The 17,926-nt window shown below is 61.4% G+C and carries 13 protein-coding genes; 7 read left to right on the top strand and 6 right to left on the bottom strand.

The window, feature by feature from the left end:
* Nucleotides 1-57 precede the first annotated feature (57 nt).
* From AAEO81_RS13805 to AAEO81_RS13790, 4 genes are all read right to left on the bottom strand, one after another.
* Nucleotides 58-1,542, bottom strand: a complete 1,485-nt coding sequence (locus AAEO81_RS13805) for an efflux transporter outer membrane subunit (RefSeq protein WP_341964146.1) — start codon at nucleotides 1,540-1,542, stop codon at nucleotides 58-60.
* 8 nt (nucleotides 1,543-1,550) lie between these two features.
* Nucleotides 1,551-4,790: an efflux RND transporter permease subunit gene (locus AAEO81_RS13800; RefSeq protein WP_341964145.1), complete on the bottom strand. Its 3,240-nt coding sequence runs from the start codon at nucleotides 4,788-4,790 to the stop codon at nucleotides 1,551-1,553.
* 15 nt (nucleotides 4,791-4,805) lie between these two features.
* The gene (locus AAEO81_RS13795) at nucleotides 4,806-5,960 is read right to left on the bottom strand and encodes an efflux RND transporter periplasmic adaptor subunit (protein WP_341964144.1); all 1,155 of its coding nucleotides are present in this window, start codon (nucleotides 5,958-5,960) and stop codon (nucleotides 4,806-4,808) included.
* Between the two features lie 215 nt (nucleotides 5,961-6,175).
* Nucleotides 6,176-7,063 (bottom strand): LysR family transcriptional regulator, encoded by an 888-nt coding sequence (locus tag AAEO81_RS13790; protein ID WP_341964143.1) that lies wholly within the window; start codon nucleotides 7,061-7,063, stop codon nucleotides 6,176-6,178.
* Between the two features lie 215 nt (nucleotides 7,064-7,278).
* Between AAEO81_RS13790 and AAEO81_RS13785 the strand changes: the two genes are divergently transcribed.
* The 6 genes from AAEO81_RS13785 (at nucleotide 7,279) to AAEO81_RS13760 (ending at nucleotide 14,722) form a co-directional block, all read left to right on the top strand.
* Nucleotides 7,279-7,845, top strand: a complete 567-nt coding sequence (locus AAEO81_RS13785) for an SRPBCC family protein (protein ID WP_341964141.1) — start codon at nucleotides 7,279-7,281, stop codon at nucleotides 7,843-7,845.
* Nucleotides 7,846-7,932: 87 nt separating this feature from the next.
* A complete protein-coding gene (locus tag AAEO81_RS13780; RefSeq protein ID WP_341964140.1) occupies nucleotides 7,933-8,496 on the top strand; it encodes a hypothetical protein in 564 nt (187 codons plus the stop codon).
* Nucleotides 8,497-8,784: 288 nt separating this feature from the next.
* Nucleotides 8,785-9,525 carry a 3-oxoacyl-ACP reductase family protein gene (locus AAEO81_RS13775; RefSeq protein ID WP_341964139.1) on the top strand — a complete coding sequence of 247 codons (741 nt, stop codon included), beginning with the start codon at nucleotides 8,785-8,787 and terminating at the stop codon, nucleotides 9,523-9,525.
* 156 nt (nucleotides 9,526-9,681) lie between these two features.
* On the top strand, nucleotides 9,682-10,830 hold the full coding sequence (locus AAEO81_RS13770) for an MFS transporter (protein WP_341964531.1): 1,149 nt from the start codon (nucleotides 9,682-9,684) through the stop codon (nucleotides 10,828-10,830).
* A 137-nt stretch (nucleotides 10,831-10,967) separates the two neighbouring features.
* The gene (locus AAEO81_RS13765) at nucleotides 10,968-12,734 is read left to right on the top strand and encodes a S8/S53 family peptidase (RefSeq protein WP_341964138.1); all 1,767 of its coding nucleotides are present in this window, start codon (nucleotides 10,968-10,970) and stop codon (nucleotides 12,732-12,734) included.
* A gap of 131 nt (nucleotides 12,735-12,865) precedes the next feature.
* Nucleotides 12,866-14,722 (top strand): ABC transporter ATP-binding protein, encoded by a 1,857-nt coding sequence (locus AAEO81_RS13760; protein WP_341964137.1) that lies wholly within the window; start codon nucleotides 12,866-12,868, stop codon nucleotides 14,720-14,722.
* Nucleotides 14,723-14,786: 64 nt separating this feature from the next.
* On the opposite strand, the gene AAEO81_RS13755 is transcribed toward AAEO81_RS13760, so the two are convergent.
* A complete protein-coding gene (locus AAEO81_RS13755; RefSeq protein WP_341964136.1) occupies nucleotides 14,787-15,953 on the bottom strand; it encodes an MFS transporter in 1,167 nt (388 codons plus the stop codon).
* 94 nt (nucleotides 15,954-16,047) lie between these two features.
* Here AAEO81_RS13755 and AAEO81_RS13750 point away from each other — a divergent pair, with 94 nt between their 5' ends.
* Nucleotides 16,048-16,944: a LysR family transcriptional regulator gene (locus AAEO81_RS13750; protein WP_341964135.1), complete on the top strand. Its 897-nt coding sequence runs from the start codon at nucleotides 16,048-16,050 to the stop codon at nucleotides 16,942-16,944.
* A gap of 20 nt (nucleotides 16,945-16,964) precedes the next feature.
* Here the strand turns inward: AAEO81_RS13750 and AAEO81_RS13745 are convergent, their stop codons facing one another.
* Entirely contained in the window at nucleotides 16,965-17,873 is a 909-nt protein-coding gene (locus AAEO81_RS13745; protein WP_341964134.1) for a LysR family transcriptional regulator, read from the bottom strand.
* Between the last annotated feature and the right edge of the window lie 53 nt (nucleotides 17,874-17,926).

Genomic DNA, 17,926 nt, shown 5'->3' with positions numbered 1-17,926 from the left:
CCAGGCCCGCGATGTGCAGCGCGCCAGGGTTTTTGTCATGCCGGACGGGGTGATTGATTAATCGGCGATCGCCATGGTCTGTCCCGGCGCGTCCCAGCCCCCGCCCAAGGCCCGGATCAGATTGACCGTCGCCGTCGCCCGGCCTCCTTGTAACTGAATAGCACTGCGCCTGGACTGCAACGCCGTGCGCTCCGCGTCGAGCACCGACAGGTAGATGACGTCCCCTTCGTCGTATTGCGTGCGCGCAATCGTGGCCGCGCGCTGAGAAGCGTCGACCGCGCGGGCCTGCTCCACCGCTTGCTCACGCAAGATCCGCAGCTCCGAGAGATTGTCCTCGACCTCCTGGAACGCCAGCAGCACCTGCTCACGATATCGCGCCACGTCTTCTTCGTAGACCGCTTTGGCCACCGCAAGATTGCCCTTGCGAAAGCCGCCATCGAACAGAGGCATGTTCAACGCCGTCCCCACCAATGGGCCCAGCAGGAACGTGCGGCTGCTCCAGTTGAACAGATTGCTCAAGGAACCTGACTCGAAGCCTGCGGCGGCCGTCAACGTGAGCGACGGGAAAAACGCCGCGTTGGCCATGCCGATGCGCGCGTTGGCTGCGGCCATGGTGCGTTCAGCGGCTGCAATGTCGGGGCGACGCTCCAACAGTGAAGAGGGCAAGCTGGCAGGGACCTCGACCTGAATGTCCTTAAGCGGGTGAGCCGTGATCGAGAACTGTGAAGGCATCTTTCCCAATAACAGGGCCAAGCGATGTTCCGACACAGCGCGCAGCCGTTGGGCCGACATCGCGTCGGATCGCGTGGTCGCCAGTTCCGCCTTGGCACGAGCCACATCCAGCTCGCCGATATCGCCCATCGCAAACCGGTGCTCGATAAGTGCCAGCGCTTGCTCGCGCAAGGTCACGGCGCCGGCAAATACTTCCAGCTCGGCATCCAGTTGACGCAACGCAAAATAATGCTGTGCCACGTCCGCCTGCACACTCAGCAACACGGACCGAAGCAGGGCCACCCCTCGCTCCGTATCGGCATTGGCGGCTGCAACCGACGCGGAAACACGGCCAAACAGGTCGACTTCGTACGAAGCCCCTGCCTGAGCGCGCCAGAAGGTCTGTTGCAGCCCACCGCCTGCCTCGGGTTGAGTCTCGGACGACAGCCGTTGCCGAGAGGGCCCTATCCCGCCGCTCAGGGTGGGAAACCGATCCGCATTGGCCATCTGACCGAAACCTCTGGCTTGTTTGAGACGTGCCACGGCGGCCAGCAGGTTCTGATTTTGCAGTTGCGCTTCTTCCTCCAACTTATCCAGCAACGGGTCGTCAAAGACTTTCCACCACTGCCCCCTGGCGACCTCCTCGGAAGGCTGCGCCCTCTTCCACTCGCCCGCTTCAGGGTCCGGCAATGCGGACGTTTCCTTGAACGATGGGGGCAGCACCATCTCAGGCTTCAGGTAGTCAGGGGTTTGCGCGCAGCCTGCGAGCATCAGCGTGGACAACAGCCACATCGCCTTCACGTTCGGTTTATTGATCGACTGTTTTCTCATTCCGCCACTCACTTCGAATACTCGGGAGACGCTGCGCGCACAAGGGACCGCTCGTCGTGGTGCGGGTGCCCGGCGGCCACGCTTTGAAGGTTTGGGTGCATGCCATGTTTATCGACCAGATGCTCGACCCCGGACAGCTTGCGCAACAGCACGTAGAAAACCGGCGTGAGCATGAGCCCGAACAAGGTCACCCCCAGCATGCCGAAGAACACGGCGATACCCATCGCGGCTCGCATTTCGGCCCCCGCACCAGAAGAAAACACCAACGGAACGACACCCATGATGAAGGCGATGGACGTCATCAGAATGGGGCGCAGTCTCAGACGGCTCGCCTCCACGGCGGCTTGCACGATAGTGCGCCCTTGCATCTCCAACTCCCTCGCGAACTCCACGATGAGGATCGCGTTTTTCACCGACAGCCCCACCAGCACCATCAGACCGATTTGGGTAAAAATGTTGTTGTCGCCGTCGGTCAGCCATACCCCGACCAGGGCGGACAGCAGGCTCATGGGCACGATCAGAATGATTGCCAACGGCAAGGTGAGGCTTTCGTAAAGCGCGGCCAGCACCAGAAACACCAGAATCAGACTGATCGGGAATACCCACAGCGATGCATTGCCCACCAGCACCTGTTGGTACGTCAGGTCTGTCCACTCAAAGCGAATGCCTCGCGGCAAGACTTCGTTGGCGATGCGTTCCACTGCCGCCTGCGCCTGATCGGAGGAGTAGCCCGGCGCAGGTCCGCCATTGATATCGGCCGCGGGAAAACCGTTGTAACGCACGACCGACTCCGGACCATAGGTCGTGGTCACTGTGATGAGAGTAGACAGCGGCACCATCTCACCCGCCCCATTGCGCACTTTCAGCAAACCAATGTCAGCAGCCGTGGCACGGAACGGCGCGTCGGCCTGCGCCCTCACCTGATAGACCCGCCCGAATTTGTTGAAGTCGTTGATGTAGGTGGAGCCCAGGTAGATCTGCAGTGTCTCGAACACATCGGTCACAGACACGCCCAATTGCTTGGCCTTCACCCGATCGAGCTCGACGTTCAGCTGTGGCACGTTGATCTGGAAAGTAGAGAACGCAGGCCCCAGCTCAGGCGCCTCTGCAGCCTTGGCCAGAAACGCCTGGGTGGCCGCGTTCAACGCCTCGTAGCCCAACGAACCACGGTCTTCGAGCTGCAATTTGAATCCGCCCAAGGTCCCCAGTCCCAAGACGGGCGGTGGAGGAAACGCGGCGACGCTGGCCTCTTTGATCTTGCCGTAGCGGGCGTTCAATGCCTTCACGATATCCGCCGTCGATTCACCCTCTCCCCGTTGCCGCGAAGGCTTGAGGATCATGAAAATCAAACCCGCGCTGGAGGAATGCGTAAAGCCGTTGATCGACATGCCAGGGTATTGAACGGCCCGTTCTACGCCTGGCAGTTTCAAGGCGATGTCGGCCATTTCCCGCACGACCTGCTCGGTGCGCTCCATCGATGCCCCATTGGGCAGTTGAGCGACCGCCAGCACGTAATCCTTGTCTTGCTGGGGTACGAAACCACCGGGCACGACCTTGCCCATGTACACCGCCCCTGCGGCCAGTAGACCGTAAAGGGCGAGCATCACGACCTTGCGATTGATCATGCGGCCCACGCCGCGCCCGTAAGCCTCGGACCCGCGGTTGAACAACCGGTTGAAGCCATCGAAAAAGCGCCCGAACAGGCGATCCATGATCCGGGTCAGCCAGTCTCTGGGGGCGCCGTGTCCCTTCAACAAAATCGCTGCCAGCGCGGGCGAAAGGGTCAGTGAGTTGAACGCGGAGATGACCGTGGAAATGGCAATCGTCATCGCGAATTGTTGGTAGAACTGGCCCGTCAGTCCGGACATGAACGCCAGCGGCACGAACACGGCCACCAGCGTCAGTGCGATGGCGATGATCGGACCACTGACTTCCTGCATGGCTTTGTACGTCGCATCGCGGGGCGAAAGGCCGGCTTCGATGTTGCGCTCGACGTTCTCGACCACGACGATGGCGTCATCAACCACGATGCCGATCGCCAACACCATACCGAACAGTGACAGCGCATTGATGGTGAATCCGAAGGCGAGTAACAGGGCGAACGTCCCGATGATCGAGACCGGCACCGCTAGCAAAGGGATGAGCGAGGCGCGCCAGGTTTGCAGGAAGACAATGACCACCAGCACCACCAACGCGATGGCCTCGAGCAAGGTCATGATCACCGCGTTGATGCTTTCCTGGACGAACTGACTGGGGTCGTAGGCAATCCGGTAATCCATGTCCTCGGGCATGTCCGCGCGCAACTCAGCCATGGCGGCGCGCACGTCTTTGGAAATCTGCAGCGAGTTGGCGTTGGGCTGCTGGAAGATCACCACCTGAGCCGACTGCTCATTGTCGAGCAATGAACGAAGGCCGTATTCGGCAGCGCCCATCTCGACCCGCGCCACATCCGAGAGTCGCGTAATCGCGCCGCCGGGGGATGACTTCAAGATGATGTCGAGGAACTCTTGCTCGGTTTTCAACCGCCCCTGGGCGTCGATGGTCAGCTGCTGCGGAACGTTGGCGATCATGGGGGAACCGCCGACCATGCCCGCTGCCACTTGAACGTTTTGCTCACGGATGGCGTTCACCACATCGGAAGCAGTCATGTCCAGCCGCGCAATCTTTTGCGGGTCCAGCCAGACGCGCATCGCGTAATCGCCACCGCCCCAGAGCCGCGCCTCGCCGACGCCGGGAATCCGCGCCAGGCGATCGCGCACGTTGATCAACAGGTAATTGCGCAGGTAAGCCCGGTCGTAGCGACGGTCGGGTGACACCAGGTTCACCGCAATGGTGAGCGTCGGCGAGGACTTGATCGAGGTCACCCCCAGGCGCTGGACGTCCTCGGGCAGACGCGGCAACGCCTGCGCCACGCGGGTTTGCACCAGTTGCTGCGCCAGGTCAGGGTTGGTCCCGAGCTTGAATGTCACGGTGGTGGTCATCTGGCCGTCGCTGGTCGCCTGCGACTGCATATAAAGCATGTCCTCGACACCATTGATCTGCTCTTCGATCGGAGAGGCAACGGTTTCGGCAATGACCTTCGAACTGGCGCCCGGGTATTGCGCATGCACCAGCACAGAAGGCGGCACCACTTCGGGGTATTCGGCGGACGGCAGCCTGGCCAGCGCGATCAGCCCGGCGAGCACCACCAGCACGGACAACACACCGGCGAAGATCGGCCGGTCGATAAAAAATCTCGAGATGTTCATGAAAGAATCCGTCGCTTAGGCTGCAGGCTTGATGGAAGGGCTCAGATTCGCCATGTCGACGGTTTGAACACTGACCTTTTCCTGGGGCCGCACGCGCTGCACGCCGTTGACGATGATCCGTTCACCCGGCTGAAGCCCGCTTAGAACGATGCGCAATCCGTCGTGGAGGTTGCCCAGTTCGACCTGCCGATACTGCGCCCGCTCTTGCTCATCGACGACCAGCACGTACTTGCGGGTCTGATCGGTCCCCACCGCCGCATCGTTGATCAACACCCGATCGTGGGCTCGGCCTGCCGACACCTGAATGCGCGCATAGAGGCCCGGCAACAGCGCACCATCGAGGTTATCGAAGCGGGCGCGCACGCGGATGGTGCCGGAGCCGCTGTTCATCTGGTTGTCGACAGAATCGATCACGCCGCTGCGGGAATAACCGGTCTCGTTCGCCAAACCGAGGGACACTGGCACCGGAGCACCCGATGAACAACACAGGTACGCCAGGTAGGTCTGCTCGTCGACGTCGAACGCCGCATAAATCGGTGACACCGAAACCAGCGTCGTCAGCACCGGAGCAGAGGCGCCACTGGCTACGGTATTGCCCACGGTCAGTTCCGCCCGCGACACCCGCCCCGCCACCGGTGCTTTCACACGCGTATAGCCAAGATTGATGTTGGCGGCGTCCAGTGCCGCCGTCGCGGTCTTGACGTTCGCCTGTGTCTCGCGCAACGCGTTGACCTTCTCGTCCAGGTCCCGTTTGGAGATGGCGTTGCTTGCAATGAGCCGCTCGGCGCGTGCCGCATCGGCGGATGCGAATGCCACGCGAGCCTGGGAGGCGGCGAGGACACCCGCCGCACGGTCCACTTCGGCCTGATACGGCTTGGGGTCGATGCTGAACAGCACGTCGCCCCGCTTCACCAGACTGCCGTCTTTGAAATGCACACCGACGAGGGTCCCGGACACCAGCGGCCGAATCGCAATGTCGTCGATAGCCTGTAGTCGGCCGGAATACCCCTGACGCTCCGTGACCGGCTGCGCGTTGACCACCGCCACACCCACTTCCGTAGCCTGGACCGCGCCTGCCGCTTCGGCAAAACCGATCACCCCGTGAGGCGTTCTCTGCGACGAGCCCACACCCAACCCGCCACCCACGATTAACACGGCCGTCACTGCCACACCCCACCGCCTGCGATTCGCTGACATCGTCATATTTTCCACTGTCCGGATTTGAAGCCTGAGGGCCTAGCGCCCTGGCTGTATTGTTCCCCGCTGATGCCAAGGGAACCGAGGGCGGCCATTGTGGGAGGGGGCGGTGGATTGATAAACGACGCATGCGGACACTGATTGTGGCGTTTGCCGCCACTATCACGACCTTGACTCGCACCGCCTGCTCAGGAAGACAGCAACCCGACGAGCCAGTTGATCAGCGGATTCGAATTGGAGCGAGGGTGCCACGCCGCAATGAGTTGATAGCCAGGCGGGCAAGCATCATCCTCCAGCCGCAGCGCCACCAGGCCGGGGGATGGCAGTAAGCGCGAGGGAAGGAACGCGACCGCGTTCGCGGTGCTGACCATCGACGGCACCAGCAGAAAATGCGGGACCGACAGAATCACCTCACGCGTGAGGCCACGGGCCTGGAACCAGCCATCGGCGGAACCGATGAGATTAGCCCGCGCCGGGGATACCACGACATGGGGTTGTCGAGCCAATGTCGACAGGCTGATGCGCCCTTTTGCGAGGGGTGAGCCCGCCCCTGCGACACAGACGTAGTGCTCGTCGAACAGCGTTTGCCGGGAGAAATGCGCCGGAACGTAATCATTCAAGGAAATGACCAGATCGATTTCGCCGCTCGCCATCTTGTTGGCCACCGCATCGACCAGCATTTCGCTGAGGATCAGCTTCAGACCGGGCGCCTGTTGCCGGATCTGAGCCAGCTTGGGCGCAATGACAACTTGATGGGCGTAATCCGACGCCGAGACGTTCAATGTGCCGACCACTTGAGCGGGATCGAACGGAGCGCGCTCTACCAGCCGCTCGAGTGCCGCAAGAATGTCATCCACTTCGCCGCGCAGTTCGAGCGCCAGTGCCGTGGGCATCACACCTCGGCCGGTGCGGGCAAACAATGGATCGCTGAAGACCTCACGCAACGTCGTCAGGTTGGCGCTGACCGCCTGCTGCGTCAGCCCCATCTGGTCAGCAACGGCACTCAGGTTTCGCGTCTTGAGCAACGCAGCGAAGATGCGCAGTTGCCTGACGCCCAGCCGGGATACCTTGTTCATATTTGTATCTCATACAAAAAACGATTGTTTGTAGTTGTATCACGGCAATCCTAGTCTGCGCTGCATCACGTCTCGACCGAGATTCGGGCAGCGCCCTGCCGCCGAGGTGCTTCTGGCGTCGGGCGAACATGTCGTCCCGCGATCTCCGATCAGAGCCTCGTGAACCCCAAATGCTTCATCCATACCGTTCTTCAATCTCACTCGAGGTAAGCCCCATGGATAAACAGGCACTTCATGCATTGCTGCCGACCCTGAGAGCCGACATTCATTGGCCCGAGGCCTACCATCCGAGGAACGCACCACTGTGCGCTCGCAATGAGAAGGTGATCCCGGCGCCAGTGTCCAAGGTATGGGCATGGCTCACCTATGCCCGGCGTTGGCCCCAGTGGTACGCCAACGCTCAGGACGTGGAATTTGTCATCTGGCCCGGCCCTGCGCTGAAGGCGGGCTCTGTCTTCAAATGGTCGACGTTCGGGTTCCGCCTCACCTCCACCGTTCATGATTTCGAATTCGAAAAACGTTTGGGATGGGTCGCACGTGCCGAAGGGGTCATGGCTTATCACACCTGGTATTTGCACCCGCTTTCCGAGACTCAGACCTTGGTCATCACCGATGAAACGCAGATCAGCACGCTGGGGATCTGGGCCACCGACCGCTTCACGCAGGGCCTCATCGAACAGCACGAAATATGGTTGGAGGCACTGAGCCAAAAGGCCCAGTCAGGGCTGTCGCCGGATGATGACGATGACAGTTCACCGGATACGGCCCTGATGTATTCGTGACAGGCGTACGCGGAACTTTCGCCGCTCCCACCCCCGGTGGCACCTCGCTGCACCCGACACACTATCGACTCTTGTAAAGGTGATGAAATGCCCAGTGCCGTCGGAACTTCGCTTGGCGCCGTGTCCATTAAAATGGCCAGTGCAACGACGCGTGCAAGTTCATCGTTTACCACGCAACAGGTATTAAGAGAGATCGGAAAGAAGGAGGGTGTTCTGGACACCGCTGCGCTGGAGAAGTTGGGGCTAGGCGCCAGCTTTTCGCAATTCGATATCAGCGCCGTCACACCTGTCGAATTAGGTTTGATCAGCAAAAATCTTTATGCGTTGGGCTTGATCGATAAAATCACGGCCAATTTGATGGTCGCGGCAGGAACGCACCTCGATGCACTTGGCAATCAGACACGGCCGAACGAGAAAATGAATGCACTCGATTACTTTGCCGCACGAATCTCGAGCCTGCGCACCGCGACTTCAGGCCTTGATGAATACGGTTTTCATGTCGTGCCGGACTACATCAAAACGGTCCATGCACTGCAGAACCTCGACGACTTCGCCCGAATACAAAACGCCAGACAACGTGCAACGTCCTCGCTTCAACAACAGGGCCAGGCTGCCAGCGCCCAACAGGGCAATCTTCATATAAAGGTCTGACGCACCGCACGCTCGTCTCTGAACTTATGGCCACGTTTAGATCGGCTCACGTTAACGATCGTACTCACAGTGAGTTGAGCACGGTGTTTCGCGTTCAACCACGCACTTATTTAACAAGCTCTTTTTATAACGGTTGAACTCTTTCATTGGATTGATGGAGACAACATGCGTCGACTTCAGACCCGTCGATTGGCGGCGATCAACACGGTAATAACGCACTACCAACAGGCGGCTGAACTGTTCACATGTGACAGGGCGGCCGCCTCATTTATGTCAGGAGAAAAGAAGATGTCCACTCTTAACGGAAAACGAGCTTTGGTGACCGGCGCCAGTCGCGGCATCGGCAAGTCCATTGCCTTGGCGCTGGCTGCCGAAGGTGCGGATGTCGCCATTACCTACGAACGGTCCCGCGACAAAGCCGAAGCGCTGGTCGCAGAGATCAACGCAACCGGGCGCAAGGCCTTTGCGTTTCAAGCCAACAGTGCCGACCCACAAGCGGTGAAAGATTCGATCGACCAGGCCGTCGACGCACTGGGCGGCCTGGACATCCTGATCAACAACGCCGGGATCTTCCAGTACGGGCCATTGGAGGCGCTTGATCTGGCGACGCTGAACAGTGTCGTCGACATCAACATCAAGTCGGTGATCCTGGCCAGCCAGGCGGCACTGCCGCACTTGCCCGACGGCGGCCGCATCATCAACCTTGGCAGCGTTCTGGCCGAGCGCGTGCCGATGCCCAACCTGAGCATCTATTCGATGAGCAAGGCGGCGCTGATTGCCTTCACCAAGGGACTGGCGCGGGACTTGGGGCCGCGTGGCATCACCGTCAACATCGTCCATCCCGGCCCGACCGACACCGACATGAACCCCGCCGACGGCGAAGGTTCCGACGCCATGCGTGACGCCATCGCGCTGGGTCGCTACGGCAAGACCGAAGACGTTGCAGCGATGGTGGCCTTTTTGAGCGGTTCCACCGCCGGGCACATCACTGGCGCCGGATTTGCTGTCGACGGCGGCTACGGCGCCTAAGCCTGCCCGCCCTTGTAGAAGTGGCCGTGGATAAACCCTCGGGCTTGCTTGAAACAAGGGCGTTCCCCCTCCTTCCCTTTTTCTCTATCCGCAGCGACACGGGTCGCAGGAGCTCACGTGCAAGACACCTCAGCCATACGCAAGGCGAACGATCGAATTCCGATCGCCGTCTTCGTCCTCACACTCGCCACCTTTATTCTGGGCACGTGTGAATTCGTGATGATGGGCTTGCTGCCTGACATCGCCGCCGATCTGCAGGTCTCGGTGCCGATGGCCGGGTGGGTGGTCACCGCCTACGCACTGGGAATCGCTGTCGGTGGGCCGATCATGAGCCTCATCACGTCACGGTTTTCCCGCAAGAGCTCGTTGATGGCCCTCATGGTTCTGTTCGTGATCGGCAACCTGCTTTGCGTGCTTGCGGCGAGCTATGTCTCACTGCTGGCGGCACGCGTGGTGACGTCCCTCGGGCAAGGTGCTTTTTTCGGCATTGGTGCAGTCATGGCCGCCAATCTCGTCCCGGAACATCGCAAAGCAACGGCCATTGCCACCATGTTTCTCGGCTTGACCCTGGCCACCATCGCAGGCGTTCCGATAGGCACGGCACTGGGGCAATGGGACGGCTGGCGCACTCCGTTCTGGGCCATTGCGGGCGTGGGCGTCCTCGCCGTGATCGGTCTGTCGATGCTCATTCCAGCCAACGACAACGATGCAAAACCCGATCTACGGGCAGAACTGCGGGCGCTCAAGGATCTGCGCATATGGGCGACGCTGGGCGTGACCGCACTGTTCACAGGCTGCGCGTTTCCGTTGTTCACGTTCATCGCCCCCCTGTTGCGGGACGTCACGGGGCTCACCGGAGACGGCGTGACGCGAAGCCTTTTCCTGGTCGGCGTCGGCATGACCGTGGGTAGCCTGCTCGGAGGAAAGTTGGCCGACTGGAACGTCAATCGTGCTCTGATTCTGATCGCGGTCGCCATTTCGGTGGTTTCGCTGACGCTGAGATGGAGCAGCCCGTACTGGCTGTTATCGCAACTCAACTGGTTCCTGTGGGGCGTTGCCACCTTCGCGGCCATCCCGGTCACCCAGGTCAACGTGATGCGATTTGGCACCGGAGCACCCAACCTGGTCTCGACCTTGAATATTTCGGCGTTCAACGTTGGCGTGGCACTGGGGTCCTGGGCGGGCAGCCTCGTGCTGTCCGCGGGTTACGCGATGGTGGCCATTCCCGTCGTCGCAGCCCTCATCGCAATAGTTGCCGGCATCGCCGCAATGCTGTGCGCGAGATTCTCATCTTCCGCCGTGTGATTCGAGGCGCTTTCCACAGAAGGTAGGCTCGCGCTGAAGCCAGGGTAATCCGAGGCCGTTGTCTGGGCATGGTATTGAACGAAGCACACTGGCTTTCAGTCGGAATACCAGCCCTTTCTTTAATGAGCCATCGGCCGATGCCCTACTCTCTTGCCACCTTCAGCGCCTTCTTTTTCCTGGCGTTCAGCCCGCTGGTCGACGCGCAGGTGCCGCTACGGCTGGAACGCCTGAACCGGTGCGGCGACCTGCTGGACCGCGAGCATTCCACGTGGTGCGCTGAGGTGCGGGGCCTGACCCCGGACACTGCGACCCTGACCCTCGACGGCAAGCCGTTACCCGCGCAAACGGTACAGCGCGACGGCGACAGCCTGAACATCCGCCTGAACGCGCGCGACCACGCCAGCGGACCGCTGGTGGTGAAACAGGGCGACCGTTCGAGCAACGCAGTGTGGCTGACCGCCCAGGGCAGCCACGTGGTCGCTGCGAAACCGAACGAAGTGGCCAAAAACATGGACGGCCTGACCACGTACGTCGATCTGGTGAGCCTGTTGATCGAGGAGGACCACGATGGCCGTCAGGAGGCCACGCGTCTGGCGGCCAAATACGGCGCGACGGTGGTGGGCAGCATTGCGCCGCTGAACCTGTATCAACTGCGCCTGCCCGCGAAAAACCTGGTGGAGCGGGACGCGCTGGTGCTGCGGTTGGGCAGCGAAACCAGCGTGGACGCGGTGGTGGTCGAAGAATCAGCGCCAGAAAAAAACGAGGAAGCCGACGCCCCCCGCCCGGTCGCCGACAAGCCTGACGTGGACTCGGATGAGTGGGCGGCGAACCGTTTTCTGGATGCCGTGAATTACTACCGGCGCCGCATCCCGGCGTCGCAAGCCCCCCTTCATCCTCAACCGATGCGCATTGGCCTGATCGAGCGAGATGTCGACTTCGACACGGCTGACTTCGCGGGCTACCTCGGTGATTGCAGCGTGCCGCGCACCTGCGTGTACGCCCGGGACGCGCAAAAACCCGATGGCCACGGCACTACGGTCGCGGGCATTCTTGCCGCCGCGTGGGACAACGGCGGCAATACGGGTTTTCTCAAGGGGCTCGACCCGGCCAGCGGCGGCTTCGAGGTGATCGTCGAGCGTAATTCCGACGCAGGCATCACCGCCAACATTGCCGCCTCGGTGAACCTCGTCGAAGACGGTGTGCGGGTGCTGAACTGGAGTTGGGGGATTCACCGCGTCGGCGCGAAGAACGTCAACGGCGACGACGTCGATTCGTTGCTGCGCTCGGGCATCGCCATGAGCGGTTACGAAGAACTGCTGGAGGAGTTTTTCCTGTGGCTGCGCAAGGAACACCCGGACGTGATCGTGATCAATTCCGCCGGGAACGGCGCCTCGTTTTCGGGCACGGATGAGTACCGCCTGCCGTCGTCATTCATCACCGACCAGCTGTTGGTGGTGGGCGGACACCAGCGAAGCGACCGGGCCGACCTCTCCGTCGATGACCCGGCTTACGCGGTCAAACGCAACAGCTCGAACATCGACATGCGCGTGGATATCACGGCCTCGGCCTGCGTCCACGCCTCCACCCAAGCCCCCGATCAGACCGGCGCCGTGCATTGCGGTACGTCTTACGCGACGCCAATGGTCACCGGCGTCGTGGCGGCCATGCTGTCAATCAACCCCGACCTGACACCCGAGCAGCTGCGCATGCTATTGCGGCGCAGCGCGCTGACCCTCGGTGACAATTACGATTTCGAGCCCATGGACGCAGAAGACCTGACGGCACCGATCCTCCCCTCGGAGCGTGACCATCGTTTGAACGACAAGGATGTGGGGCGCTCGGCCCGGCTGGACATGCAGAAAGCACTGGACCTTGCCGTGCAGAGTCGATTGCGTGTGCGCTGAGTCGCAACGCGCTCGACGATGCGAGACGAAAGTGCAGGACGCCTCTCGATATCGGTGCGCGAGAGCGGTTATCCCCTCATCGATACCGTTCAATGGCAAAATCCCCCGACTGAAACGTGATGGAGAACCCAATGCTTCGCGCATTTGAACGATGGCTCGACCCTTTCCCGCCAGACGAAGTCCCGCCGCCACCGGACGGTCTGGTGCGGTTTTTGTGGGCCTGCACCCGTGGCGCTCGTGGCTATGTGCTCGCCCTCGCCCTGCTCAGCGCCGGGGTCTCGATCTACGAAGCCTGGCTGTTTTCCTTTCTGGGCCAAGTGGTGGACCTGCTCTCTTCCTGGAAAGACGGCGGAGACGCGGCGGTCGCGCAGGAAAGCCGCGTACTGTGGGGCATCGGCATCGTGCTGGTGACCAGCGTCGGGCTGGTGGCCTTGCGCACAATGGTGCAGCACCAGGTGCTGGCGATTAACTTGCCACTGCGGCTGCGCTGGGACTTTCACCGCCTGATGCTGCGGCAAAGCCTATCGTTTTTTTCTGACGAGTTCTCGGGCCGGGTCACCACGAAGGTGATGCAGACTGCCCTGGCCGTGCGCGAAGTGCTGTTCACCCTGATCGAAATCGCCCCCGGCATCGGCGTGTATTTCATCGCGATCATTGCGCTGGCCGGTGGCTTCGCGCTGAAGCTGATGCTGCCTTTCATTGCCTGGATCGTGCTGTTTGGCCTGGCGATGTGGTACTTCGTGCCGCGTCTGGGCAAGGTCGGGCAGGAACAGGCCCACGCACGTTCGTCGATGACCGGGCGCATCTCCGATGCGTACACCAACATCACCACCGTGAAGCTGTTTTCTCACTCCAAGCGTGAGGCGCACTTCGCCCGCGCGGCAATGGAAGACTTCAAGCACACGGGCTTTCGCCAGATGCGTCTGGTGAGCCAGTTCGAGATCGTCAATCAGGCGCTGGTGGTCGGGTTGATCTTCGGCGCCGGTGGCTACGCGCTGTGGCTCTGGCATCAGGGCGACGTCGGTGCGGGTGCAGTGGCGGCGATCACGGCCATGGCCTTGCGCATCAACGGCATGTCTCACTGGATCATGTGGCAGATGACCTCGCTGTTCGAGAGCATCGGCACCGTGCAGGACGGCATGACCACTTTCACGCGCGGCCCCAAGGTGCAGGACGCGCCCGACGCAAGTGTACTGGCGACCTCCGGCGGCGCCGTCACCTTCGACAACGTGAGCTTTAACTACAACGGCGAACGCCAGGTGCTCGACGGCTTGAGCCTGAGCATTCGTGCGGGTGAAAAGATCGGCCTGGTGGGTCGTTCCGGCGCCGGCAAATCCACGCTGATCAACTTGCTGCTGCGCTTCTATGATGTGGACAAAGGCCGGATTCACATCGATGGCCAAGATATCGCCCACGTCACTCAGGACAGCCTGCGCAGCGCTATCGGCATGGTCACGCAGGACACCTCGCTGCTGCACCGCTCCATCCGCGACAACATCGCCTACGGCCGGCCCGACGCCACCGACGAGCACGTTTACGAAGCCGCCCGCATGGCCCAGGCCGATGGGTTTATCCGTCAGTTGAGCGACAAGCAAGGCCACTCTGGCTACGACACGCTGGTCGGCGAACGCGGCATCAAACTCTCCGGCGGCCAGCGCCAACGCGTGGCAATCGCGCGAGTGATGCTCAAGAACGCGCCGATCCTGCTGCTGGACGAAGCCACCAGCGCGCTGGATTCGGAAGTCGAGGTCGCCATTCAGGAAAGCCTCGATGAAATGATGCAGGGCAAGACCGTGATCGCCATCGCCCACCGGCTGTCCACCATCGCGGCGATGGATCGGCTGATCGTCATGGATGAAGGCCGGATCATCGAACAAGGCACTCACGCCGAATTGCTCGAAAAGAACGGCACCTACGCACGGCTCTGGCAGCACCAGAGCGGCGGGTTTCTGGGGGAGGATCAGGGGGTCGCGGAAGCGATGGAATAACGACGGGCACCGCTTCGCCCGGATGTGCTGCGGCGTGGCAGCACATCCGGGCGCACTCGCCTTGTCAGGCATACCCTACCGAGCGGGACCGCGCGCGCCAGGCAAACCCCAACACCATCAACAGGCCCAGCCCCGCCATCATGGCTCCCGCCAGCGAAATCGCGGGGTAGCCCAGACCCGCATTGATCACCGCGCCGCCCAACACAGCACCGATGGCATTGCCGAAGTTGAACGCGCCGATGTTCACCGCCGAGGCCAGGTTCGGTGCGTCTTTCGCGGCTTCCATCACCCGCATCTGCAACGGCGGCACCAAGGCAAAGCTCGCCGCGCCCCAGACCAGAATCGCCAGCGCGGTCGGCAGCGGCCAGCGCATGAGCACCGAGAACGCCAGCAACACCACGATCAACACCACCAGCGAGACGATCAATGTCCGGTCGACCGAGCGATCCGCCGCCTTGCCACCCCACACATTGCCCAGCGTCAGGCCCACACCGAACAGCACCAGCATGGCGGTAATGAACCCGGTGGAGGCGTGGGTTTCACTTTGCAGGATCGGCGCGATGTAGGTGAACACCGTGAACATCGCGCCCGAGCCGATGACCGTCAGCGCCAAGGCAGACAGCACCGATCCCCGGAGCAACACCCGAACCTCCGCCATCACGCCGTCACTCTTCGGCAGCGGCAGGTTAGGCAAGGCGAACCAGAGGGAAATCATTGCCACAAAACCGAGACCGGCAATGCCCCAGAACGCCGTTCGCCAACCCAGCATTTCGCCGAACCAACTGGCCAGCGGCACCCCGCCAATCGTAGCGATGGTCAGCCCCATGAACATGGCGGCGACGGCCCCTGCCCGTTTCTCAAGCGCCACCACGCTGGCAGCGACAATCGAGCCAATGCCGAAAAACGCGCCGTGGTTCAGTGAGGTCACCACCCGGGCGATGAGCAGACTTTCGTAGTTGGTCGCCAGCGCCGACATCAGGTTGCCCAACGTGAAAATGGCCATCAAGCCGATCAGCAGAGCACGCCGTGGAATTTTTCCGGTGGTCAGGGTCATCAGGGGCGCGCCGATGAGCACGCCCAATGCATAGGCGCTGACCAGCAGCCCGGCGGTTGGGATGGAAACGCCGAGGTCGGCGGCAATACCGGGCAACATGCCCATGGGCGCAAACTCGGTCACGCCGATGCCAAAGGCACCGATCGAGAGCGCGATGAGGGGTGGATTGATACGCATGAGAAGCTCCTTATCTATGCCGCAAATGCTACGATCACCGCTTTAAAGGCGGTAGACCGCTTTCTGTACAAGCACTTTTGCGTCAGGAGCACAAATGGACCTCAACGGTAAGTCGGGTGAGATGGAGGTGTTCGCCAAGGTGGCCCAGACGGGAAGCTTCTCAGCGGCTGCCCGGGCACTGGACCTCACGCCCTCGGCCGTCAGCCGGATCATCGCCCGTACCGAGCAACGCATTGGAACCCGCCTGCTGTTGCGCACGACCCGGGCGATTGCCCTCACCGCCGAAGGCGAAACGTACCTGCGCGGTGCGCGGCGCATTCTGGCGGACATGGCCGAAGTCGAAGAAGCCATCACAAGCCAAGGTGTCCCACGAGGGCGCCTGAGGGTCAGCGCAGCGCTGGCACACGGTCGCCTTACCATCGTGCCGCTGATCGCCGCGTTCAGCGCGCAGTACCCGGAAATCCTCGTGGATCTGACCCTGGGCGATGAAATCGTCGACATTCTCGCGGGCCAGGCCGACGTGGCGATCCGCTTCGGTGACCTGCCCGACAGCCCCTTGACTGCCCGCTGCATCGGCGAAACCGGCCAGGTGATCGTCGCCTCCCCCGGCTATGTCGAACAACACGGCCTGCCCCTCGAACCCGAAGACCTCACCCGCCACAACTGCTTGCGCTTCAATTTTCGCCGCGTCGCAGACGGTTGGCCGTTCTGTCGCAACGGCGAACATTTTTCCCTTAAAGTCAGCGGCAGCCTCGAATGCAGCAGCGGTGAAGCGCTTTCACAACTGGCGATACTCGGCGCGGGCATCGCGCGCATCGGCGCGTTCTCCGTGGCCGAGGACATCGAACGCGGTCTGCTCGTTCCCCTGCTGGAAGACTACAACCCCGGCGACCGCGAACCGATCCACGCCGTGTTCGTGGGCGGCTCGACCATGACAGCGCGGGTTCGGGTATTCGTGGATTTCTTGCTGGAGCACCATCGGGGGTGGTGAGGCATCAGATGTGCTCAATCTCAGGTCTGCATGCCCAGCCGCTCAAAGCGCTCGCGAGTCTCCAGCAGATAATCGATAAACAACCGAACCCGCATCGGCACCTGCCTTCCAAACGCATGCAGTACATGAATCGACGTGGTCTCCATTGGCTCGTGGGGCAGCACGCGAACCAGCCGACCCTGCTCCAGATCGTCCAGCAGCGCAAACGCTGGCAGCTGGATCACGCCCATCCCATCCAGCGCCGCCTGCAAAAGCGTGACGGCATCATCGGTGTCGAAGCCTCCTTCCGGCAGCACACGGCGACCGTCAGCAAACACGAAGGGAAACGGTCGCCCAGCGAGCAGGTATCGCACGCTCTCATGGTCTTCCAAATCCTGAACGGTTTCGGGGTAACCTCGCCGAGCGAGATATTCAGGAGAAGCGGCCAGGGTGTAGGCCGTGTCAGCGAGATGCCGACCAATGAGGCCAGTGTCGTCTAGTCGACCGATGCGTATCGCCACGTCATAACCTTCGCGAATCAAATCAACATTGCGGTCTGTGACGGTAACTTCCAGCTTGATGTTCGGAGAGCGTGACGCGAACGCTTTAACCCATCCCGAGACCAGCGTTCGCCCCACCAGGACTGGCACACTGATACGTAAAAGTCCTCGCGCCGATGCGCTGGATTGCACCACGTCTTCGGCGCTTTCGATGCCTTGGAGCAGTGGCGCGACAAAGTCGTAATACACACTGCCTTCGGCCGTGAGATTCAGGGTTCGAGTGGAGCGCCGCAACAACAACACGCCCAGTCTCTTTTCCAACCGCGCCACACTTTTTGACACTGCGGAAGGACTCGCACCGAGCAATCTCCCCGCTCCGCTGAACGAACCCGCGTCGACAGTCCGTACGAAAGCAACAAGCCCGGCGGTTTTTTCCACGATGGTGACCATTCGAGCATTCCAGGCACAAAAGATACGACTATTTGGAGGATAGCGATAAGAAA

It is taken from the genome of Pseudomonas sp. RC10, from assembly GCF_038397775.1.
In the GTDB taxonomy this organism is placed as follows: Bacteria; Pseudomonadota; Gammaproteobacteria; order Pseudomonadales; family Pseudomonadaceae; genus Aquipseudomonas; species Aquipseudomonas bambusae.
This window is presented reverse-complemented; position numbering and strand designations above follow the sequence as displayed.